This is a genomic window from Bacillus sp. NTK071, from assembly GCF_017303315.1.
Classification (GTDB): domain Bacteria; phylum Bacillota; class Bacilli; order Bacillales; family Guptibacillaceae; genus Guptibacillus.
On record NZ_JAFKOI010000014.1, the window covers coordinates 20,423 to 44,298 of the forward strand.

Annotated in this window: 19 protein-coding genes and 1 riboswitch; of the genes, 18 read left to right on the forward strand and 1 reads right to left on the reverse strand. The window is 43.6% G+C overall.

Features of this window, described 5'->3' with window-relative positions:
* Window positions 1-3 precede the first annotated feature (3 nt).
* The 12 genes from JI666_RS16920 (at window position 4) to murQ (ending at window position 15,417) form a co-directional block, all read left to right on the forward strand.
* Window positions 4-1,413, forward strand: a complete 1,410-nt coding sequence (locus tag JI666_RS16920) for an FAD-binding oxidoreductase (RefSeq protein WP_206894039.1) — start codon at window positions 4-6, stop codon at window positions 1,411-1,413.
* Window positions 1,406-2,698 carry a (Fe-S)-binding protein gene (locus JI666_RS16925; protein ID WP_206894041.1) on the forward strand — a complete coding sequence of 431 codons (1,293 nt, stop codon included), beginning with the start codon at window positions 1,406-1,408 and terminating at the stop codon, window positions 2,696-2,698. The genes JI666_RS16920 and JI666_RS16925 overlap by 8 nt, the downstream gene beginning before the upstream one ends.
* Window positions 2,699-3,121: 423 nt before the next feature.
* A complete protein-coding gene (locus tag JI666_RS16930; protein ID WP_206894043.1) occupies window positions 3,122-4,810 on the forward strand; it encodes a serine hydrolase domain-containing protein in 1,689 nt (562 codons plus the stop codon).
* A gap of 24 nt (window positions 4,811-4,834) precedes the next feature.
* Window positions 4,835-6,931 (forward strand): glycoside hydrolase family 3 N-terminal domain-containing protein, encoded by a 2,097-nt coding sequence (locus JI666_RS16935; RefSeq protein ID WP_206894044.1) that lies wholly within the window; start codon window positions 4,835-4,837, stop codon window positions 6,929-6,931.
* A 28-nt stretch (window positions 6,932-6,959) separates the two neighbouring features.
* Window positions 6,960-8,231: an exo-beta-N-acetylmuramidase NamZ family protein gene (locus tag JI666_RS16940; protein WP_206894045.1), complete on the forward strand. Its 1,272-nt coding sequence runs from the start codon at window positions 6,960-6,962 to the stop codon at window positions 8,229-8,231.
* A 367-nt stretch (window positions 8,232-8,598) separates the two neighbouring features.
* On the forward strand, window positions 8,599-9,450 hold the full coding sequence (locus tag JI666_RS16945; protein ID WP_206894046.1) for a MurR/RpiR family transcriptional regulator: 852 nt from the start codon (window positions 8,599-8,601) through the stop codon (window positions 9,448-9,450).
* Window positions 9,443-10,474, forward strand: a complete 1,032-nt coding sequence (locus JI666_RS16950; RefSeq protein WP_206894047.1) for a serine hydrolase domain-containing protein — start codon at window positions 9,443-9,445, stop codon at window positions 10,472-10,474. The genes JI666_RS16945 and JI666_RS16950 overlap by 8 nt, the downstream gene beginning before the upstream one ends.
* 5 nt (window positions 10,475-10,479) lie before the next feature.
* Entirely contained in the window at window positions 10,480-11,736 is a 1,257-nt protein-coding gene (locus JI666_RS16955) for an ABC transporter substrate-binding protein (protein ID WP_206894158.1), read from the forward strand.
* Between the two features lie 16 nt (window positions 11,737-11,752).
* A complete protein-coding gene (locus JI666_RS16960) occupies window positions 11,753-12,709 on the forward strand; it encodes a carbohydrate ABC transporter permease (protein ID WP_206894048.1) in 957 nt (318 codons plus the stop codon).
* Between the two features lie 13 nt (window positions 12,710-12,722).
* Window positions 12,723-13,547: a carbohydrate ABC transporter permease gene (locus tag JI666_RS16965; RefSeq protein WP_206894049.1), complete on the forward strand. Its 825-nt coding sequence runs from the start codon at window positions 12,723-12,725 to the stop codon at window positions 13,545-13,547.
* Window positions 13,534-14,496, forward strand: coding sequence for an N-acetylglucosamine kinase (locus tag JI666_RS16970; protein ID WP_206894051.1), 963 nt, complete (start codon window positions 13,534-13,536; stop codon window positions 14,494-14,496). The genes JI666_RS16965 and JI666_RS16970 overlap by 14 nt, the downstream gene beginning before the upstream one ends.
* A gap of 18 nt (window positions 14,497-14,514) precedes the next feature.
* Entirely contained in the window at window positions 14,515-15,417 is a 903-nt protein-coding gene (gene murQ, locus JI666_RS16975) for an N-acetylmuramic acid 6-phosphate etherase (protein ID WP_206894055.1), read from the forward strand.
* 127 nt (window positions 15,418-15,544) lie between these two features.
* Here the strand turns inward: murQ and JI666_RS16980 are convergent, their stop codons facing one another.
* Complete coding sequence (locus JI666_RS16980; RefSeq protein WP_206894056.1) at window positions 15,545-15,691, reverse strand: BH0509 family protein; 147 nt, start codon at window positions 15,689-15,691, stop codon at window positions 15,545-15,547.
* Window positions 15,692-16,049: 358 nt separating this feature from the next.
* On the opposite strand from JI666_RS16980, the gene JI666_RS16985 reads away from it, so the two are divergent.
* The 6 genes from JI666_RS16985 to JI666_RS17010 all read left to right on the forward strand — a co-directional run bounded on the left by JI666_RS16985 (window position 16,050) and on the right by JI666_RS17010 (window position 23,672).
* Window positions 16,050-18,050 carry a S9 family peptidase gene (locus JI666_RS16985; RefSeq protein WP_206894059.1) on the forward strand — a complete coding sequence of 667 codons (2,001 nt, stop codon included), beginning with the start codon at window positions 16,050-16,052 and terminating at the stop codon, window positions 18,048-18,050.
* A 104-nt stretch (window positions 18,051-18,154) separates the two neighbouring features.
* A riboswitch (SAM riboswitch) is annotated at window positions 18,155-18,263 on the forward strand.
* Between the two features lie 168 nt (window positions 18,264-18,431).
* A complete protein-coding gene (locus JI666_RS16990; protein ID WP_206894061.1) occupies window positions 18,432-19,238 on the forward strand; it encodes a MetQ/NlpA family ABC transporter substrate-binding protein in 807 nt (268 codons plus the stop codon).
* Window positions 19,239-19,259: 21 nt separating this feature from the next.
* The gene (locus tag JI666_RS16995) at window positions 19,260-20,294 is read left to right on the forward strand and encodes a methionine ABC transporter ATP-binding protein (protein WP_206894062.1); all 1,035 of its coding nucleotides are present in this window, start codon (window positions 19,260-19,262) and stop codon (window positions 20,292-20,294) included.
* Window positions 20,284-20,958, forward strand: coding sequence for a methionine ABC transporter permease (locus JI666_RS17000; protein WP_136946967.1), 675 nt, complete (start codon window positions 20,284-20,286; stop codon window positions 20,956-20,958). The genes JI666_RS16995 and JI666_RS17000 overlap by 11 nt, the downstream gene beginning before the upstream one ends.
* Before the next feature lie 18 nt (window positions 20,959-20,976).
* Window positions 20,977-22,074, forward strand: coding sequence for an iron-containing alcohol dehydrogenase family protein (locus JI666_RS17005; protein ID WP_206894063.1), 1,098 nt, complete (start codon window positions 20,977-20,979; stop codon window positions 22,072-22,074).
* A 203-nt stretch (window positions 22,075-22,277) separates the two neighbouring features.
* Window positions 22,278-23,672, forward strand: coding sequence for an L-cystine transporter (locus JI666_RS17010; protein ID WP_206894064.1), 1,395 nt, complete (start codon window positions 22,278-22,280; stop codon window positions 23,670-23,672).
* Window positions 23,673-23,876: the final 204 nt, after the last annotated feature.

The window sequence follows — 23,876 nt, forward strand, 5'->3', positions numbered from 1 at the left end:
GTAATGAGAGGAGAAGAACTCATTCAAGTCATATCGGATATCGTTGATCGAGATCGCATTCTAGTCGATCGATCTGACCTCTACAGCTATAGCTATGATGCTTCTTTCGGATTGTATCTACCGGAAGTAGTTGTCCAGCCGAGATCTGCAGAGGAAGTATCTCAACTCATGAAGCTTGCCAACATGTCGAAGATCCCAGTATATCCAAGGGGGCAGGGGACGTCACTTAGTGGCGGTCCGCTCCCGGTTAAAGGAGGCATTGTTCTTGATCTTTCTCAGTGGAATGATAGGCTCGACATCTACGCTGATGATATGGTCGCGGTTGTGTCTCCTGGTGTTTTGACTGCTACTATTAATGAAGCAGCGATGGAGCACGGGCTAATGTATCCACCAGATCCGAGTAGTGCTCATGTTTCAACGATTGGTGGGAATCTTGCTGAGAATTCTGGGGGACCTCGTGGGTTAAAGTACGGCATGACGAAAGATTATGTGATCGGACTAGAAGTTGTGACCCCAGAGGGAGAAATCATTCGTACAGGCGGTCGCACGATTAAGAATGTGACGGGCTATGATTTAACGAAGCTGATTGTTGGATCAGAAGGTACGCTCGGAATTATAACAGAGGCAACGCTTAAGTTGCTGCCGAAAACTGCCGCTACGAAAACGATGATGGCCGTTTTTGACGATCTTGTTTCTTCTGGAAAAGCGATCTCGCGGGTCCTGACTTCAGGCATTCTTCCATCTAAAATGGAAGTGATGGATCAGGGCTCCATTCAAGCGGTAGAAGACTACAAACCACTCGGATTACCGACTGATGCAGAAGCGATTATTTTACTAGAATTAGATGGTCACCCAGTGGCTATTGAAGATGAGATGCAAAACGCGGAGCAAATTTGTCTGGATGCAGGGGCAATATCGGTGAACATTGCTCAAGACAAAAATGAAGAAGCCAACCTCTGGCAGGCACGAAAGCTCGTTTCACCTGCAATCGTAAGAGTGAAACCGACGAAAGTATCTGAGGATGCAACCGTTCCGCGTAGTAAAATTCCTGACATGTTTCAGAAGCTTAAGGAGATTCGTGAGGAGTACAACCTAACACTGGTCGTTTTTGGACATGCCGGTGATGGAAATCTCCACCCTAATATTATCTGTGACAAACGCGATGAAGAAGAAATGATTCGAGTGGAAAAGGCAGTGGGAGCGATTTTTCGGGCGGCCATTGAACTTGGGGGAACACTATCTGGAGAGCATGGCATTGGCACGATGAAGTCGTCATTCATGGAAATGGAGCTTGGTGAGGTTGGACTTGATTTCATGAAGCGAATTAAAACAGCATGGGATCCCAATAACGTGCTGAATCCAGGTAAGATTTTTCCTGAAGAAGGGGAGAAGTTGGTGTTACGCGATGGGTAATATGAAAGCGCTACAGGAGAGGTTAAACTACGATAAGACCTTCGATTGCGTCCAATGTGGCTACTGTCTGCCAGCTTGTCCAACGTATGAAACGATGGGGAAAGAAGCGCATTCTCCTCGTGGCCGCATTAATCTAGTGAAAATGCTTGGTGAAGATAAGATCACAATCGAAGAAATGCGTGAGCCTATCGAAAAGTGTCTTGGTTGTAGGGCTTGTGTAACGGTGTGTCCAACGAACGTCGAATATGGAAAAATTCTTGAGGGTGCTAAGGAAGTTCTTGAAGAAAATGAGCAGAAAAGTCGTAAAAAGAAAATCACTGAGAACCTCATTTTTAAGACGATTTTCCCTTCAAAGAAGTGGATGGACGGAGTTGGGGATTTATCCTGGCTTTATCGAAAAACAGGTCTTCAAGGGATAGCACAAAAAGCGGGCATAACGAAATGCATGCCGCTACACCTTGATCAATTCGAAGCCGTTCTTCCTCGACTCGCCTCACCAGCAGAAAGAAGACAGACAAAAAAGGAGTACCGAAAGCTGTCTCAATCTGGCAAGGTAAAAGTCGGTTTTGTATACGGCTGTGTGATGGATAGCGTTTTTCACCAAACGAATCGGAATACGCTAAAGCTGCTAAAGAAAGCGGGAGCGGATGTTGTGGTTCCTGACGCTCAGACCTGCTGCGGTGCACTTCATGCTCACGCTGGAAAAAAGGCAGATGCGATCGAACTAGCGAAACGCAATATTGAAGCTTTCGAGGAAGAAGATGTGGAATATATCGTGAATAACGCCGGTGGATGTGGGGCGATGTTAGTCGAGTATCATCACTTATTCGAAGGCGATTCAGAGTGGGAAGAACGAGCTAAACGCTTTGTAGCGAAAACAAGAGATATTAGTCAGGTTCTCGTTGAGCTAGATGGTTTATCTTTCAATAGGAAAGTGGATGCGACTGTCACGTACCAGGCTTCTTGCCACTTAACGCATGTCCAGCGAGTTACTGATGAGCCACTTCAATTACTGAAGCAAATTTCAGACATTCACTACCATGAAATGAACGGTTACGAAAGGTGCTGCGGATCAGCAGGCATTTACAATATCGTTCACTACGATGACGCCATGGACATTCTAGATGTGAAGATGAAGAAGGCGAAAGAAACGGAAGCTGCCATCATCGTCACAACAAACCCTGGCTGTCTGCTTCAAATGAAGCTTGGCATTCAACGAGAAGGGCTTGAAGGCAAAGTAAGAGCGGTTCACCTCATAGACCTGCTCGCAGAAGCCGTGGGCTAAAAAGAAAAAACGCGAGTGACAGGCACCACCCGGTTTGGGTCGAAGAGTGTCGAATGAGGGGAAGGGGGTCAGGCACGTGCCAGACCCCCTTTTGATTTGCCTTCCTTTGCATTTCTACTTTTCTTCATCTCTCCTCTCAACCACTTTAATCCTCCCTTAATCAAACGTTTGTTTAATGACTTATCGTCTACTTTTTGAAACAATGCTTCACACATCAAATACATTAAAGATCATAATACTTCAAAATCATTCCTAAGACATAGGTAGAAGGATGTGAAAATCGTGTGGGTTTCTCTCTATACGTGACAATAGTGGTATAGACGACTATATTGGATCGAGTTACAATTTAGAAAGAATATTCTGTAAATTATTGTGAAAGGAGACTTTGCGTTTGGCACAAGTATAAGGAAGAAGGAGGGCATTATGAGAAGGAAATCGCTGTCGTTGTTACTTTCAACTGTACTTGGAGCGACTTTATTAGCTCCGTCCGGATTAGCTGCTCCAGGTCCGACAATTGAAAAGGAAGGCAAGGAACCCATTCATCAAAATCATTTACATTCTACCAATAAGCATCCGAATTCTTCATGGGATAACCCTGGTCCTACATCACCGGTTCTTCACAAAGGGTCAATCAAAGGTGCTGGTATACGGAAGGAACCTCTACAGGAAATGGACCACTTCCTACAAAATGCCATTAACGAAAAAGTGATGCCAGGTGCGGTAGCCTTCGTCGCTCGAAGGGGTCACATTGTGAAAGAGGAAGCCTACGGTTATTCAGCACAATACACAGATGATGAATTCACTGAAATGAACAGCCCAATTCCTATGAGTAAGGATACGATATTTGATCTTGCCTCGATAAGTAAGCTCTTCACAACAACCGCTGCTATGAAATTATATGAAGAAGGAAAGTTTCAGCTTGATGACCCTGTTTCAACCTACATTCCTGAATTTGCTGCGAACGGTAAAGAAAGCGTTACCATTGAACAGCTCATGACACATACATCTGGATTCAAGCCGTGGATTCCACTTTATACGATTGAAGGCAGCCGAGAAGATCGACTTCAGTATGTTTTCGAATACCCACTACAATCTGAGCCAGGGACTGAGTATACATACAGCGATCTTAACATGATCACACTCGGTGCCCTTGTTGAGCGTTTATCTGGTATGCGACTCGATGAATATGTAAAACAAGAAATCACACAGCCTCTCAAAATGAACGATACGATGTACAATCCACCTTCCACATTAAAAGAAAGAATTGCCGCAACCGAATATCAGCCGTGGACGAAACGAGGTCTTGTCTGGGGTGAGGTTCATGACGAAAATGCCTGGTCACTTGAAGGAGTAGCAGGTCATGCAGGAGTATTCTCTACTGCTTCAGATTTAGCGAAGTTTGCGCATATGTTCCTCATGGAAGGCCGCTATGGCGGTACGCGTATCCTCCAACCTGAAACGGTTAAACTGTTGACTGAAAACCGTATCCCTGAATTTCCAGGTGATGATCACGGCCTTGGCTGGGAGCTTCAACAAGGATGGTTTATGGACGCACTTTCTGAGAGCACAACGCTTGGACATACTGGTTACACGGGGACGTCCATAGTTGTTAGCCCAACAAACCAAACGATTGCGATTCTCTTAACAAACCGTGTGCACCCAACGCGTAACACAGTATCAACTTCTCCAACACGCCGGGAGTTTGCGAGAAAAGTAGCTGACGCGATCCCGGTTGCCATGGATAAAAAAGCGAAGCCTTGGTTTGCCGGATATGGTGATAAGCAGTCGAAGCACCTTACTGCTGAAGTTGATGTTACGGAAAATACTACCTTAACTTTTAATACATGGTACCGGATAGAGGAAGGCTATGATATAGGATCAGTTGAGGTCACAGCAAATGGCAGTGAGTGGAATGAAGTCACAACCCTTACTGGAAGTAGCCTGGACTGGGAGCAAGAAGAAGTCTTTATTCCAGCAGGAACGACAGCCATTCGTTTTACCTACATCACGGACGGTTCTGTTAACAAACGCGGGTGGTATGTTGATCACGTGAAATTGAACGGAACCGATCTTAATCTGAAAAGTGACAAATGGATGCAACGCTCATATTAATTTTCAATATCAGGAGGGGTAGAAATGGGAGTACGGTGTAAACGAATGATCGTATGCTTTCTTGCGTTACTAATGGTTTTCTCGCAAGGAATGCTGCCGGGGAAAGCGTCTGCAGAAGAAAGGAATGCCTCGGATTTAATACTAATGGAAAATGTACCTGAAGCAAGTCCGGAATTTGACGGAAACACAATTACATTAAATGCCTTACATCTCTATGATGACGGTCATTTTATGAAAACAGAGCAATATCTAACCTGGAAATCATCCAACAAGAATGTGGCGAAAGTTGATGAAGACGGAAAAGTTATGCTAACAGGTAAGCGTGGTCGTACGTTTATCAGCGTTTCTGATGGCTCACACTCCGATCGAATTGCTCTTGACTACAAAGTAGACAAGTCTTCCAAAAAAGCGTCAAAAGCTAGACTCATTAAACAAAAAGGCAAGCAATACGGTATCATCCAAAACGCAATCGATGGGATGACGATTGAAGAGAAAGTCGGTCAAATGCTGATGCCAGATTACCGGAACTGGAATGGTAAAAATGTGACTGAAATGCTTCCTGAAATCGAAGCGCAAATCAAAGAATACCATCTTGGTGGCGTTATTTTATTTAGAGAGAACGTTGTGACGACTGAACAAACAACGAAGCTCGTATCCGATTATCAGAAGGCTTCTGAAAAATACGGCATGCTAATGACAATTGATCAAGAAGGCGGAATTGTAACGCGTCTTCAGTCTGGAACGGATATGCCTGGGAACATGGCACTTGGTGCAACGCGATCAGAAAGCTTAGCACATGATGTGGGGCATGCGATTGGAGAAGAGCTTGAATCACTCGGATTGAACATGAACTTCGCGCCAGATATGGATGTGAACAACAATCCGGATAACCCTGTAATCGGAGTTCGCTCGTTTGGAGAAGATCCTGAGCTTGTGGCTGATCTCGGGATTGCTTACACGAAAGGGCTTCAGGAAACAGGCGTAGCAGCAACTGCCAAACACTTCCCTGGTCATGGTGACACAGCGGTCGATTCCCATCTTGGTCTTCCAGAGGTACCACATGATAAAGAACGTCTTAAGAAAGTCGAGCTCTATCCATTCCAGCAGGCGATGGATGCTGGAATTGACGCCATTATGACAGCTCACGTCACTTTCCCGAAAATCGATGATACAAAAGTGATTTCGAAAAAGGATGGAACTGAAATTTCGCTTCCAGCAACCTTATCTCACAAAGTGCTCACAGAGCTAATGCGAGAAGAAATGGGATATGAGGGCGTCATTACAACAGATGCGATGAATATGAACGCCATCCAGGATCACTTCGGTTCTGTGGATGCAGCGATTCGTGCTGTAAAAGCTGGGACAGATATTGTATTGATGCCTGTTGGTCTTCCTGAAGTAGCTCATGGCTTGCTTGATGCAGTCGAAACAGGTGAGATTTCTGAAGAACGAATTGAAGCTTCCGTTGAACGCATCCTTACGCTAAAAGTAAAGCGAGGCATTATTAAATCGGAACATCCAGCTAATGTAAACGATCAAATAGAAGGTGCGCTTAAGGTAGTTGGATCCGAGGAGCATAAAGCTGTTGAACAGGAAGCAGCAAATAAATCGATTACGCTTGTAAAGAACGACAGTGTTCTCCCACTTGATGAAGGTAGCGACGAGCACGTTGTTGTCGTCGGCAGAAGCTTTGTCGATTCACTGGGTGATGCCGTTACATCTCAGCATGATAACTCTTCTGTTATTTCGGTGAATTCAACGTATGAACTAACGGATGAACAGCGGGAAACGCTCGCTTCAGCCGATAAAATTATCATCGGAACATATACTTACAGCGTCGGCACGCGATCACCGAATCATCCTCAAATGAAGATGGTCGAAAATATTCTGAACGTAACAGATGCTCCAGTAATCGCAGTCGGCATCCGCAATCCATACGACATCATGGCGTATCCGAATGTGGATAGCTACATTGCCCAATATGGATTTAGAACAGCGAGCTTTGAGGCAACGGCTGCAACAATTTTTGGTGAAAATGTACCTTCTGGTAAGCTTCCAGTTACAATACCCGGGGAAAATGACGATGTGCTTTATCACTTTGGTCATGGGTTAACGTACTAAGTTCAACATATAAACGGGGAGGAATACGATGAAAAAGTGGTTGGTTATGCAGTTAACGTCGATTCTCATGCTGTCTTCATTGTCCGTAGCGCTTGCTGATAACAAAGGAAATGGTAACGCTTATGGTCATCATAAGCATAAGAATAAATTCAAGCTTGGTGTTGAAGTCCTTTTAGATGAACAAAAAGCCTTGATTGAAGGGAAGAGTGTTGGACTGATTACAAATCCAACAGGGGTTGATCAAAATCTAACGAGTATTGTTGATTTACTTCATAACGATCCAGACGTTGATCTTAAAGCACTTTATGGTCCTGAACATGGCGTGCGCGGGAGTGCTCAGGCTGGTGAATATGTGGAGTATTATATTGATGAAGAAACAGGACTTCCTGTATATAGTCTCTATGGATCTACCAAAAAACCAACACCAGAGATGTTAGAAGGCATTGATGTTCTTCTCTTCGATATCCAAGATGTTGGAACGCGCTTCTACACGTACATTTATACGATGGCTTATGCGATGGAAGCGGCTAAGGAAAATGACATTGAGTTTATCGTTCTTGATCGCCCGAATCCTCTTGGCGGTGAAGCGGTTGAAGGACCTGTTCTTGACGATGAATACTCGTCTTTCGTAGGAAAATATGAGATTCCACTTCGTCATGGCATGACGGTTGGAGAACTTGCGATGCTTTTTAATAAAGAATTTGAGATTGGTGCTGATTTAACGGTTGTTGAAATGGATAAGTGGAAGCGTGATATGTATTACGATGACACGCCACCCGAGTGGGTCCTTCCATCTCCTAATATGCCAACGCTTGATACAGCGCTTGTCTATCCAGGGGCGGCATTAATTGAAGGAACGAACGTTTCAGAAGGACGCGGAACCACGAAACCTTTTGAATTGATCGGTGCTCCATTCATCAATTCCACCGAACTTGCAAAAGAACTTAATCGCCTTGAACTTCCTGGCGTTGATTTCAGAGCAGCATCGTTTACGCCTTCTTTCTCAAAGCATGCGGGTAAATTAACACACGGTGTTCAACTTCATGTGACGGACAAAGAAGCGTACAAACCAGTGAAAACTGGATTAAGTCTCGTCAAAACCATTCACGATCTCTATCCAAACGACTTTGAATTCCGCGCAGAAAATAGCGCAGGCGTCTCATTCTTTGACCTACTCGTCGGTAACGGCTGGATTCGTCAAGCAATTGAAGATGGTAAAAGCGTTGAAGAAATGGAACAACAATGGCAGGACGATTTAACAGACTTTAACGAAGTGAGAGAAGATTACTTGCTTTATTAACCGTACGGAAAGAGCACTTGTGACGACATGTCGCAGGTGCTTTATTTATAAAAGCTCTTTTCTAAAAGCTTTTAAAAGATTTTTCTATAGAGAACCTCACTTAGTTGATTGGAGCGGAAGGATGCTCGACTCCTGCGGGACTAGCGGGACAGGTGAGACCCCACAGGAGCGTAAGCGACGAGGAGGCTCACCGCCCGCCCCGCGGAAAGCGAGCATCCTGGAGCGCAAATCACCCGCTTTATAACAAAAGTATACAAAAAGCTCTTTATAAAAATGTAACAAAACTTCAGGGAAAGTATTTATTTAATAAATAAAACTTGATACACTAGAATAAATTATTAGAAAATTCAAGAAAGGGGGGTGGCATGTGAACGGAGGATTAATTAGCATTCAGGAATCCATCACTTCTTTAAAACCGTCAGAACGAAAAGTCGCAGAGTATATCATCGATTTTCCAGAAGAAGTGATTAACCTGTCTATTCAGAAGCTTTCCCAAAGGACAGAGGTGAGCGAAGCCACGATCATTCGTCTGGCACGCACCCTTAGTTACAAGGGATTTCAAGAATTAAAGCTTCGGATTGCAGGCGATCTTGCGACAAAGTATTCGAACAAGTCTTATCAGGAAATTTCGATTGATGGAACAGTGGATTCGTTCATCGCAAATGTATCAAACAACAACATTCAATCGATTAACGACACAATTTCCGTTCTATCGAAAGATGAGGTCGAGAAAGCCATTGAAGCACTCGATCAGGCAAGAAAAATCGCGCTTTACGGTATCGGTGCATCAGGCTTAATTGCGCAGGATTTTAAACAGAAGCTCTCACGCATTAATCGCTGGTGTGAAGCGGCTGTTGATTATGATACGCAGGGCACCATTAGCGCAAACCTCGGTGAGCAGGATGTTGTGTTTGGCATCTCTTATTCAGGTCAGACGAAAGACATTATTGAATCGCTCCAAATCGCGAAAGATAACGGTGCTAAAGTGTTAACGTTAACAAAGTACGGTGCAAATCCCGTCTCAGATCTGGCTGACATTAAGCTTTTCACAAGCTCGCTTGAGAAAAGCATTCGAAGCGGCGCGATGAGCTCCCGTATTTCTCAGCTAAACGTTATTGATATTTTATACGTTGGCCTAACAAGTCGCAATTATGACGAAAGCGTCGCGGCGCTTGAACGAACGCGCAAAGCTGTTGAGGATGTTAAAAAGCATGTTTGATGTCGATACATATCTCCAAAAGCTAGTCGATCAGAAAGAACTACCAGGAGCCGTTCTACATGTACAGCATCATAGAAAGACTGTTTTTCACCAGGCTTATGGTCATTATATCGACCGCTATCAACATGAATGTCCCGTTACCACAACGACAAAGTTTGACCTTGCCTCGCTAACAAAAGTGATGGCAACCCTTCCTTCCATTCTATGGATGCTCGAGCATACATCACTTGAACTTGATCAGTCCATACAAACCTACCTCAAAGACTATCAGCATCCAGACGTTACCATTTGGCACGCTCTTACGCATACAGCAGGACTTCCGGCAGACCTTGAACCTCCCGTTATGCGGGATGTTCAAAGGGATATCCTTCAAGAAATCATTCAATCAAGACTCGTATCAGAGCCAGGTAAAAAGGTGCAGTACAGTGATATCGGCATGATTTTACTAGGAAAAGTGATTGAAAAGATAAGCGGAATGAATCTTCCTACGTTCACCGACACCCATTTATATAAGCCGTGGGGACTGACGGAAACAGGGTTCAATCCTTCTACGATTGATCATATTGCTTCAACAGAATGGTATCACAATCATTACATTCAAGGAGAAGTTCATGATGAGAAAGCGCTCCTTCTTGGTGGAGCGAGCGGAAGTGCGGGTCTCTTTTCGACCGCAAGTGATGTTGCGAAGTTTGGTCATTCTTTTCTTTATCCTGCGAGCCAGGATGTACTATCAGATGCAGTCATAAAACGTGCAAGGACTCATGTGGTAGGGAACAGAGGTCTTGGATTTGAAGTATGGAGTGGACATGGAGCGCCACTCTCATGTGGAAGGAGGTGGTCAGAAGGAAGCTTCGGCCACACGGGATTTACAGGAACAAGTCTCTGGATTGATCCAAAGGAAGAACTTATTGTGACCTTCTTAACGAATATAGTTCATTACGGAAGGCATCACAATATGAAACAGATCAGGCCTCATCTTCATTCATTGATATCAACTACATTAACTAAGGGGGAAACGTTTTGAAGAAAATGAAAGCGTTAACGTTTGTTGGTTTTCTAGCTTTTATTCTAGTGTTGTCCGCATGTAGCTCACAAAGTGGTGGCAATTCAGGAGATTCAGAGGGAGAAGTTACGCTAACCATTGGCAGCTGGCGAACGGAAGATAAAGGAAGCTATCAAAAGGTAATCGACAAGTTTAATGAAGAGAACCCGGATATTAACGTGGAATTTAAACCATCGAAGAATACGGAGTACAATACGATTCTTAATACTGCACTTCAAAGTGGAGAAGGTCCTGATATTATTCATCTTCGTCCTTACACACCAGGTATTGAGCTTGCTGATGCAGGGTATCTTGAACCGCTTGATCTAGAAGGACTTGATCAGTATCCTGAGGAAACGCTCGCCGCTTCAAAAGGATCGGATGACAAGCAGTATGGCGTGCCACTGAATATTAGTACAACGCAAATGTTCTACAATAAGAAGATTTTCGATGATCTTGGACTAGAAGAACCACAAACGTGGGATGAGTTTATAACGCTGAGCAAAAAGATTAAAGATGAAAGGATTACCCCTATTTCACTAGGAACGAAAGAAGGCTGGTTGTTGTCCCTTTCACACGGCATTATTGGGCCTGCGCATTACGGTGGGAATGAATTCGTGGATAACATCACAGCTGGAGAAACAGATTTTACAAGTGATGAGTTTCAGAGCTCGATTGATGCAATGGACGAAATCAAACAGTTCTTCCCTGATAACTATAAAGGTCTAGGAATGGAAGATATTCGAACCATGTTCTTTACAGGTGACGCTGCGATGTTCCCACTTGGTAGCTGGGAAATTGAAGTGCTTCGTGAAATGAATCCAGAACTAGAGCTTGGCTTCTTCCCAATGCCGTCCGCAGTTGGTAAAGAGCCAACAATCACAACATGGGTGGATGGTTCATATGCAATCAATGCTAGTTCCGAGCATAAAGAAGCTGCGAAGAAATTTCTTCAGTTTATGACAACAGAAGAGTTCGGCACAATGTTCACGGAGGAGTTTAAAATGATCAGTGCGATTCCTGGAATCGAGTCTGAAGATGAGCTTGTCAATTCGCTTAGTAAAGCGGTAGAAGAACAGTCGACACCATACATGATGCTCGTTCATTTCGCAGGTGGTAATCCATCAACAAAAGCTACGATTGAAACCGAGCTTCAGGGAATGTACCTAGGTGAACGTACACCAGAAGAAGTAGCGAACGCTGTACAGGAAAGCGCGAAGTCATGGTATGAACCACTACAGTAATTAAGGGGCGGAGAATATGAAACCAGCCATGAATTCAGATTCAGTCGTTAAAATAAAAAAACAGAGGAACTGGAAAAGGTGGACCATCCACCTTTTCCCTATTCCCGCCTTGCTTATTTATGGAACTTTCGTCGTATATCCATTGTTTGCAGCACTTACATATAGTTTCTTTGATTGGAAAGGGATCGTGCGTGGGGAGTTTGTTGGATTAAAGAACTTTAAAGATCTGTTTACGCTTGAACCTTTTTCAGGTTTGTTCTGGAATGCCTTCGGTCACAACATTCTATATTTTGTGCTACAGATGATTTTCCAGAATGGTCTCGCTTTTATTCTTGCTTATATTATTTATAAAAAAGTTAGAGGCTCTGAATTCCTGAAGATCGCATACTTTTTGCCTCGGCTATTGTCGGTGATTGTGGTTGGTTTTCTATGGAAGCTTATTCTGAATCCGAACTACGGGGCGCTAAATGTAATTCTAGAAAAGCTCGGGCTCGAGCAATTGCAGAAAGCGTGGCTAGGTGATCCTGATACGGCTCTCATTTCGATTATTCTCGTAAACTGTTGGTATGGCATTGGGTTCGGCGTCCTTATTTTCCTTGCTGGTTTACAGTCAATCCCGAAAGAGTTATTTGAAGCAGGGAAGCTCGATGGGGCAGACGGACTGCCGATGATTCGAAAAATTATTCTTCCATTAATGGTCCCTTCCTTCATGATTATGACGGTTCTTACGTTTATACAGTCATTTGAAGCGTTTGAACTTGTATATGCGATGCAGGGATCACAGGGAGAACCTTATCATTCAACAGATACCCTCGCGATTTATTTCTATCGCCTAGCATTTGGGGGATCAGCTGGTGGTTCAACAACAGCTGTTGGATTAGGATCAGCGCTCGCGGTTGTGCTGTTTATCTTTATTTCATTTTTTACCGCACTCTATTTACGATACATGCAGAAAAAACAAGTGGACATGTAAGGGGGGAGTTTCTATGAATCACACAATATGGACGAGACCGTTTTACTATGTATTTGCTTTCCTGGTCGCTTCAATCAGCATCTATCCGATTCTATTAATGATTCTCTCTTCATTTAAAACAAGTGCTGAAATTTTCACGAGTCCGCTAGCTTTACCGAAGACGTTCAACCTTGATACGTATCGAAACCTGCTTGAAATCATTCCATTTACAACGTATTTCATGAACAGCGTGTTTGTCAGTGTCGTATCTGTTTTACTTATTCTTATCACATCATCACTTGCGGCTTTTTACATCGCTCGTTTTACTTATGTATGGAACAACGCGATTTTCTTTTTCTTTCTGATGGGGATGATGCTACCGATCAAGCTAGGGATCGTGCCACTCTTCATTCTTATGAAGGACTTGAATCTATTGAACTCTCTCTGGTCGCTTATTTTTATGTATGTGGCTACAGGCATTCCTCTCTCCATTCTTATTCTAACTGGCTTCTTCCGAACGATGCCGAGGGAGCTTGAAGAAGCCGCTCGAATTGACGGGGCAGGCAACCTTCGTATTCTATGGAATGTCGTTCTGCCACTTATGAGGCCAGCGCTCGGAACGGTGATGATTATTCAATTCATTCAGTCGTGGAACGATTTCTTCTTCCCACTTATCTTCATAACGGACGATTTGAAAAAAACGATACCAGTTGGGATGCTTTCACTTTTTGGTGAATACTCTGCAGACTGGGGAGCACTATTTGCGGGACTCACGCTTGCGTCACTTCCAATGATTGTTCTCTTTTTCATTGCTTCCAAACAATTTATGGAGGGACTAACACAAGGTGCAATCAAATAGAAAGTACTACATCGGAATAGACGGCGGTGGAACGAAAACAGTCGGGCTCTTGTGCGATGCTGATGGTATGATAGTCGCGAAAAGTACGGCAGGATCTACGAATCTGAAATCTCGCAAGGAAGTGGACGTGCGATCAGCGATTCAGCATGTCGTGTTGGAATTAACTAATAGGTTACAAGGTGGAGTGCTTGAAGGGATATTTGTATCCACTGCGGGTGGAGATCGAGAAGAGGATCAAGTGAGATGGAAGAAGTGGATGAAAGAAACGCTTCCGGTGACTGGTTTTATCGTAGTGAAAAACGATGCTTATGGAGCGTTAGCAAGTGGCACGTTTACGATGGAAGGTACCGTTTTAATTGCGGGGACAGGATCGATTGCCTATTCAATTAGCGGAGGTGAGAATCGACGCATAGGTGGATGGGGATTTTTATTTGGTGATGAAGGCAGCGGCTATGATATTGGGCGACAGGCGCTTCGTATGGTGGCCTCGATGCATGATGGAAGGGAAAAGCGGGATGAGACGTTTGTAACAGAGGTGCTTTCTTTTCTAAAGCTTACAAATGTTCCCGAATTGATAACGTCCATTTATGAAGATCCCTACCCTCGTATGAAAATCGCTTCAATCGCGCAAGTCGTGATTTTGCTTGCTGAAAAGAAGAACCGATCAGCGATGATGATTGTGAATAAAGCACTGTCTCAGTTGAATGACTTAACGAAGGCGATTGAAGGGGGGGACGATAAACTCGTCGTTTGTGGTGGTCTCTTTCAATCTGATTTTTTCAGGAGAAGCTTTGTGGATGTGAGAAATGAGAACAAGTTGGTGGGCGAGGTTTGTTATCCAGCTCTCTCCCCAGCAGCTGGTGCTTGTATCTGTGCCTTGCTGTTTCCCCGAGGTGGAACGATAACAGATCAACAGAAAGAAAATTTACTGTCGTCTCACGGCAGCTAATGGAGTGGAGAGATGGAGATGAAAGATAATTATACTAATACTGAAACGAGAAATATGAAATCGGAACGCCTTCATCAGTTTACGACACTCGAGATCATCGAGCTGATGAATGAAGAAGACCATAGCGTACCCGTCATTGTAAAAGGAGCATTGCCTCAAATTGAGCGTGTAATCGATTGCGCTGTAGCGGTGATGAAAAATGGCGGCAAACTATTTTATTTCGGAGCTGGCACGAGCGGGCGTCTTGGTGTGTTGGATGCTTCCGAATGTCCTCCGACATTCGGCGTTGCAGCAGACCTTGTAAATGGCATTATTGCTGGCGGTGATCGTGCGCTTCGGTATCCTATTGAAGGCGCTGAAGATAGTAAGGAAACAGGAGCAGAGGATGTTCGAAAGCACGTAAACTCAAATGATATGGTGATTGGTATTGCTTCAAGTGGTCGAACGCCTTATGTTCTTGGAGCTATTGAAGCAGCGAATCAGTTGGGCGTGCCGACTGCTGGAATCGCATGTAATAGGAAATCAGAGCTATCAAAATTTGTGACCTATGCGATCGAGTTGCCAGTAGGAGCTGAAGTTGTGACAGGATCCACTAGATTAAAAGCGGGTACTGCACAAAAGATGGTTTTGAACATGATAACAACTGCATCGATGATTAAGCTTGGAAAAGTGTATAAAAATTTGATGGTGAATGTGCAGGCTTCGAATGAGAAGTTGCGGAAGCGGACGGTTTCGATTATTCAGGAGTTGACTGGGGTTTCAGAACGTGAGGCTATGCGTTATAGCGAGCTAGCGGAAGGTGATGCACGCATGGCAGTGATTATGATATTGCTGAAAGTAGGAGTGGATGAAGCGAGAGAAATGCTCGAAAGAAAAGATGGGAACTTTGTTGAGGTGATGGAGGGAATGGAGAAGGAGTGAAAAATGAGGGGAGGTACCGGTAACCCACCTGACCGCTTTAATAGGCAACTGTTTTCTCGGCGAAGACGTTATACCAAAACATCCCCTGCAGGAAAGCTCCTGCAGGGGATGTGAATGTTCATATAAGTTACATCAGGTCCGCTGGTGATTCATCAAAGTAGAGCCAGTGAAAATATTCTACTTCCGCATCAGACATCCTTAGAACATCTTCCCTGTTCATTGTCGTTTTGTCGCACAAAAGTTCAATAAATTGGTTTCGTGCTTGCTGGCTCATTGTAAATCCTCCCTGGTATTTTAAGCGGTAGGACAAGTTAAGTGACCGCTTTCAATTTATTAATTTCATTATACATCTCACAATGAGATGATTCAAATACCGTTTTGAGATGTATTGCATAAAAACGATGTGAAATTGCTATGAAAGTGAGCGGGAGTTCAGGAAATAATGGGCGAAACAAGAACGTACATTCTTATCCCTCTCTCTTTTATTGAATATTTTGGATAAAAGGGAATAACTCACTTTTTGGTGAGGTGATAAATGAATCGCTACATTTCAAAAGACTACTAAACAATTTTCTGTTGCAGGAATTCAATCTATGTAAGGGAAGTAGAACTGATGAAAGGAAGTGTAAGCAATGGAAGTAGATATGAGTATAGATCAAGCAATGATAAATGAAGAGTCGCTGTATGACCTCACGTTTGTTGGGGATCCACAGCTGTCACCAGATGGATGCTATGTTGTGTATGTTAAGAAAGTGATTACAGAGGAAAAAGAGTATGCTTCTAATCTTGTACTTGTGAACCGTGCTACAGGAATTGAGAGTGACTTTACTTCAGGGGCTGGGAAGTGTAAAGATCAATCTCCACGCTGGTCACCGGATGGAAAGACACTTGCGTTTGTTTCTGATCGATCTGGAAAGAATCAAATTTGGCTCATTTCAACTGTAGGCGGCGAGGCACGACAGCTAACAGAGCTACCAAATGGAGCTGTAGAACCTGTGTGGAAACCGGATGGGTCGGCGCTTCTTGTGCTAAGTAAGGATGGAGAAGACGATAAGGACGATGTGAGGAAGCCTCTTGTTGTGGATGATTTGCATTATAAAGCGGATGGGAAAGGGTTTCTCGATGGTAAGCATACGCAGATTATGCATGTTGAAGTAACGACAGGGTCTGGGAAGATAGAGGCGTTGACAGATGCTCCGTTTAATCATTCGAATCCTAGTTGGTCACCTGATGGAACAGCAGTCGTTTTTGCTAGGAGTCGTTATGAAGAGGAAGGCTCTTATATGCAGACGGATTTGTTCATCAAGCGATTGAAGGATGAGTGTGAAGCTGAGCTGTTGAACGAAAAGGGCGGAAGCTTTCTTGCGCCAAAATGGTCTCCTGATGGAAAGTGCCTTTCCTTTATTGGTCATTTTTTTGAGCATGAAGGAGCAACGCTAAATAAGATCTGGACAATTGATCTCGATTCAAAGAAGTTTAAATGCTTAACAGATGCGGTTGATCTAGAGTGTACGGATGTCTTAATTTCAGATATGCACTGGGGAGGAGCTTCATCTGGTGCGATGTGGAATAGCGAAGGGACAGGTGTCTATTTCCTTGCAAGTGAAAAAGGGAACACAGGAATTTACTATGCTGATGTAGATTCCACGGTTCGACAAATATCGGGTGGTGACAGGCACCACTACGCTTTTCACTATGTGGCGAGCGTGAACGAGGCGGCTGTTGCGATTAGTGATCCTGAGAATGTTGGCGATATTTCTACGCTCACATTTAGCGGTGATCGAGTGAAGGAACAGCGTATTTCTACTTCAAATGCTGAAGTTCTTCAAAGCTATGAACTCTCTATACCAGAAATGTTTACATACACGGGCAAAGATGGTTTGGAGATTCAAGGATGGCTCATGAAACCAGTCGATTTTAAGGAAGATATGAAGTATCCTATGGTTCTTGAGATTCATGGTGGGCCACATATGATGTATGGTAATTCATATATGCATGAATTTCAGCTTCTTGCCGCTAAAGGATATGTTGTTATATATACCAATCCACGTGGAAGTCAAGGGTATGGGCAAGAGTTCGTGAATGGATGCCGTGGGGATTATGGCGGTGGTGATTATGAGGATCTGATGGCAGGCGTTGATGCTACGATAAAGGCGTATTCCTTTATTGATGAAGAGAGACTTTTTGTGACAGGGGGAAGCTACGGCGGCTTTATGACGAATTGGGTTGTGGGGAAGACGGATCGTTTTAAAGCAGCTGTTACACAACGATCCATTTCAAACTGGCAAAGCTTTTACGGCGTTAGCGACATTGGCTACTTTTTCACAAAGTGGGAAGTAGGAAGTGATTTGGATGAGAATCCTGAGAAATTATGGCATCATTCGCCTCTGAAGTACGTCGATCAGATTCAAACACCTCTTCTAATTCTGCATAGCGAAAATGATTACCGCTGCCCGATTGAACAAGGGGAGCAATTGTATGTGGCGTTAAAGCATCGTGGGAAGAAAACCAGATTCGTTCGGTTCCCAGATTCAGATCATAATTTATCACGAAGCGGTCATCCAGAGCTACGAGTTGAAAGGTTAAAACATCTAGCAGGTTGGTTTGATAATCATTTAGGTGAAAGAGAATAATACATTTTTCGACAAATAGCGGGTGGTGACAGGCACTATTTCTCGGCTTGACGCTTTTCGTGAAAGATACTATACTATTAAAAATAGTTAAATAATATTGAAAACTCTTATCTAGAGTGGCAGAGGGACTGGCCCTATGACGCCCGGCAACCATCTCAGTTCGTGAGAAAGGTGCTAATTCCAGCAAACGAGCAATCGTTTGAAAGATGAGAGGGAGTTCAGCGCTGCTGATTATGATGAAATCACACAACTCTCTCTGTACTTTACAGAGGGAGTTTTTTTATTGGGAGGGGATATTGGAGGCAAAAGGGATTGTTATGTTTTTATATTTTAGTGCTCAAACGCTTTACATTACTAGATGATTCGAGAGGAGATTGAGAGATGAAGAAATCGTTATACTTATTGGGTGCACTTATTTTGGTTATTTTAGCAGGTTGCTCAGGAAATGAGGCTTCTGGGGATGCAGAAGATGGGCCACTTAAGGTCGGGGTAACAGCTGGTCCGCATGAAGATGTGATGAACAAAGTAAAGGAAGTGGCAGCTGAAGATGGGTTTGAAATAGAAGTCATTGCGTTCAATGACTATGTGATGCCGAACACTGCATTAGATGAAGGAGAACTCGATGCGAATGTTTTTCAACATGAGCCGTATTTAAATGACTTTGTAAAAGAGCGTGGATTAGAGCTTTCAAAAGTAGCAACGACAATTAATTTTCCAATGGGCATTTATTCCGATCAATATGAAAGTCTTGATGAATTGCAGGAAGGAGACAAAGTCGGGTTACCAAACCATTCAACCGGTGAACCGAGAGCGCTTATGCTGTTTGAGCAAGCTGGCATTATTGAGTTAAAAGAAGGCGTTGGAGTGAAAGCGACAATTAAAGATATTGAAAAAAATCCTTATCATCTCGAGTTTGTTCCATTAGAAGCTTCTCAGATTCCTAGACAGCTTGGCGAGCTTGCGATTGCGGCCATTAACACGAACTTTGCGATGGAAAGTGGTCGAGTACCAAAGGAAGATTCGCTAGAAATGGAGCCAGAGGATTCACCATGGGTGAACGTAATTGCGACACAAACGGAGAACAAAGATGATGAACGGATTCAGAAGCTAGTGGACTACTATCAATCAGATGAAGTGAAACAATTTATCCAGGACGAATTTAACGGCTCTGTTGTTGCATCTTGGTAATTTGGAAGAGGAGTGGGTGAGATGATCCGGTTAGAAAACATAACGAAAACGTATAAAAGCGGTGAAACGATAACGAAGGCAGTTGATGATGTTTCCATTCAGGTTGAAAAAGGGAGTATCTATGGTGTCATCGGATATAGTGGTGCTGGTAAAAGCACGCTCGTCCGGATGGTAAATCTGCTGGAGCGACCGACGGATGGAAAAGTGTTTATTAATGACGTTGATCTCACTTCTTTGTCTACTGGAAAGCTTCGAAAAACAAGACAGCGAATCGGGATGATTTTCCAATCCTTTAATCTATTGAAAACTGGTACCGTTTATCAAAATATCTCTGTTCCACTTAAGTTGACCGGAGTTCCGAAAAAAGAAATTGAAGCGCGAGTGGATAAATATTTAGAGATCGTCGGGTTATCTGATAAGCGTGAGGCCTATCCTTCAGAGCTTTCAGGAGGACAGAAGCAGCGCGTTGCCATTGCGCGCGCTCTTGCGCATGAGCCTGAAGTGCTTTTGTGCGATGAAGCAACTAGTGCGCTCGACCCAGATACGACAGAATCCATTCTTGCGTTGTTAGAACAAATTAATCGAGATTTTGGAATCACAATTTTGCTCATTACTCATGAAATGCACGTTGTCCAAAAAATCTGTCATGAAGTGGCTGTGATGGAGAATGGGAAAGTCATTGAGCAAGGCAGGGTAGTAGATATTTTCAGTAAGCCTAGAACCACGACAGCAAAACGATTCGTACAGTCGTTATTCCAGGATGAGCTACCAGAGTCACTTGTCTCACGTTTGAAAGAACGAGGTCAAATCGTAAATCTTTCGTTTATTGGGGAGAGCTCCGGCAGTCCTGCTCTTGCGCTTGTTAGCAAGAAATTCGACGTGTATCCGTCTATATTAGCCGGGAATATTACGCAGCTGAAAGATCAGCCGTTTGGTAGGCTTGTTGTTCACTTGGATGGGGAAGCGGAAGAAACGGCTCGTGCTGTCGATTTTCTAGAAGAAAATGGTGTCGTTGTAGAAGGATATGTTCAGGAGGTGAAAGCACATGTCAGCTAACGTTTCGGAGTTCATTGATCTCTGGGGTGCAGATATATGGGAAGCGATTATTGAAACTTTTCAAATGGTTGGGATCTCACTCTTAATCTCGGTATTAATTGGCCTTCCGCTAGGCGTATTGCTTGTTTTAACACGACCAGAAAAAGCACTCGAGAATAAATTTCTGTTTCGTTTATTGAATGCGGTCATTAACGTAATCAGGTCGATTCCATTTATTATTCTATTATTTTTCATCTTACCTTTTACGAAAATGATTGCTGGCACAACTATTGGAGTTAAAGGTGTTATTGTGCCACTTGTTGTCTTTACGGCGCCTTATATTGCAAGGTTGATGGAGTCGGCGCTACTTGAAGTGGACCGAGGTGTCGTTGAAGCCTATGAAGCAATGGGTGTGAAAACCCGACATATCATCTGGCATGTTCTTGTAAGAGAATCTCGTTCATCGATTGTGCTTGGTTTAACGATTGCAACCATCGGATTGATTGGAGCAACGGCAATGGCTGGACTTGTCGGCGCTGGTGGTCTTGGGGACCTTGCTTATCGATATGGTCACTTGCGGTACGAAGTAGATGTGATGTACGTCACGGTATTTCTCTTAATTGTTCTCGTTCAAGGGCTCCAATCGTTTGGAAATGTTCTCTCAGCTCGGTTGAAAAAGGATTAAAGAAAGGAGGAGTTAGCAATGGAACCTATACAAGTAAGAGCAACGCCAGGTCTTTATGAGTGTCGTGCCGGTGTCCTTCAGAACTTACCCCGTCTTCTTCATGAAGGGGGATTTGCGAACGTATTTGTGATTTCAGGCAAACAATCCTGGGAGGCTGCTCGGGACTACTTCCCGGATCTGTCTGCCTATCAGGTAGCTTATTCAACATATAGCGGGGAATGTTCGGAAACAGAAATTGCAAGGCAGGCTGAATTAGCGACCATTCACAGTGCAGATTTTATCTTAGGTGTGGGTGGCGGAAAAGTGCTAGATGTGGCAAAAGCAGTCGGTAACGAAATCAATAAGGATGTTGGTCTCGTTCCAACACTCGCCTCCACTTGTGCAGCTACGACGCCTCTTAGTGTGAAATATACAGATGAAGGTAAATTTGTTACATATACTATTTTTCCAAGAAGTACATATCTTGTTCTTGTAGAGCCTGAAATTCTTTTGCATTCACCAGTCGCATATTTGAGAGCTGGAATTGGTGATACGCTTGCCAAATGGTATGAAGCTAGAGCGCTAATTGAAGGGCTTCCGTCAACTCCTGTTCCTGTTCAGTTAGCGTATGAGGTGGCAAAAAGCTGTCGAGAAGTTCTTGTTAAGGATGGTGAAACGGCTGTTGAAGATCAACAGAATGGTCGATTGAGTGATGCGTTTATTCGTGTGATTGAAACAAATCTTTTATCCGGAGGAATGGTCGGTGGTCTCGGTGATCGATACGGTCGCATTGCTGGCGCGCACTCGATTCATAATGGGCTAACTTACGTTCAGGAAGCGCACACCTTCCTTCATGGTGAAAAAGTAGCATATGGCATTCTTGTGCAGCTTGTGCTTGAAGGAGAGTGGGAAGAGGTGAGAGGCTTATTAGATTTCTATAAAGAAATTGGTTTGCCGATTTCATTAGAATCGATTGGGGTTGAAGCAATAAATGTAGAGAGAGTAAGCCATGTGATCGCAGACTACGCGACGAGAGAAGGAGAGTCGATTCACTTTCCTGCTTCTTCAGCTGTTAGGAAGAAGGATGTGATTGAAGCGATTGTTGCATTAGAAGCATTGAAAGTTACGTTAAGCTGATCAAAAAGGCGATTGTGATGCTGATCCAGATGCTATTCTTAGACTTCCCCTCTTTCGACAAAAAGCGGGTGGTGACAGGCACCACCGCTCGCTTTCCCGCTTGACAGCACCACAATATGGTAGTATTTTAGATTAATGCCGACTAAACTCATGTGAATTGTAATGTTTAGTTTTGACAGTGAATAAACAAAGGGGGAAACAGCATGAACACATTTTTAGTGATTGTGAATATTGCCATTTTACTTATTCTTATTGGTGTATTAATTAAGATGCAGAAAAAGCATGTATCTTTTAGTAAGCGTGTTTTTGCCGGATTAGGGTTCGGTGTGGCGCTAGGTGTTTACTTGCAAGTCGTATTCGGAGCTAGTTCAGAGATTGTAAGCCAAACATCGGATTGGTATAGCATTGTTGGAAGCGGATATGTTCGTTTGCTCATGATGATTGTCATCCCACTTGTCATGGTTTCAATCATTCAATCCATTACGAACCTTGAGAAGACATCAGAGCTTGGAAAGATGTCGGGTTGGATAATTGGAATTCTTGTTTCGACAGCGATGGTCGCAGCGATGGTTGGTGTTGGAAGCTCGCTCGTTTTCGATTTAAATGCTGAGCAAATTGAAGCAGGTCAGGCGGAGCAAGATCGCGGAAGTTATCTTGAAGAAACGCTTGGTAGTGTTCAGGATATGAGTACGCCTGATAAGATTCTAGCTTTTATCCCTGCTAATCCATTCGAAGATATGACGGGTGCTCGTCCAACTTCAACGATCGCGGTTGTGATTTTCTCAGCAATTGTGGGAATTGCTGCGCTTGGTGTGCGAAGAAAGAATCCTGAGCAAGCTGCTGTTTTCACAAAAGGTGTGAATGCTGTCTATGCGATCGTGATGCGTATTGTCACGCTTGTGCTTCGTCTCACTCCGTTTGGCATCATGGGCTTGATGGCAACGACTGTCGCTCAGACCAATGTTGGCGGTATTCTTGAGTTAGGGAAGTTTGTTCTAGCTTCTTATTTAGCGTTACTTGTTATGTTTATTATTCATTTGATCTTGATTGCAACAGGTGGTTTAAATCCCTTAACTTATTTGAAAAAAGTTCTGCCTGTTCTTACATTTGCCTTCACGTCGCGATCTAGTGCAGGTACAATTCCGTTAAACATTTCTGCCCAGAAAAATAGTCTTGGCGTTGACGAAGGGACAGCGAACATGTCTGCTTCCTTTGGAGCCACCATTGGTCAAAATGGGTGTGCGGGAATCTATCCTGCAATGCTTGCTGTCATGATTGCCCCAACAGTAGGCATTGATCCGCTTAGTCCTGGATTCTTAATTCAGCTTGTTCTTATTGTTGGTATTAGTTCATTCGGTGTGGCAGGAGTTGGCGGGGGTGCAACATTCGCAGCACTTATCGTTCTCTCGTCTATGAACTTACCGGTCTACTTAGCAGGACTTCTCATTTCAGTTGAGCCACTTATCGATATGGGACGTACGGCGCTCAATGTGAACGGTGCGATGACATCAGGTACACTTACCTCGCGGATTCTTGGGAAGTTGAATCATGATAAATTTAACGATTCACATGCTGTTGAAAAAGATATAGCTGTTTAAGTAATTGACTGAGCCTGTTTCGCTAAAGAAGCAGGCTTTTTTTGGTTCGCTTTCTATTTCTGATGTAGTAAAGAAAACCCCTGATTATCGTAATCGATATCCAGGGGTTTAGTCGTGATAGTATTGTTTGGGTTTGGCTAGAGTCATTGCGTAATCTCCTTCTATTCATGGTGATTTGATTAGCGGCGGTTGATAATTTCTTGT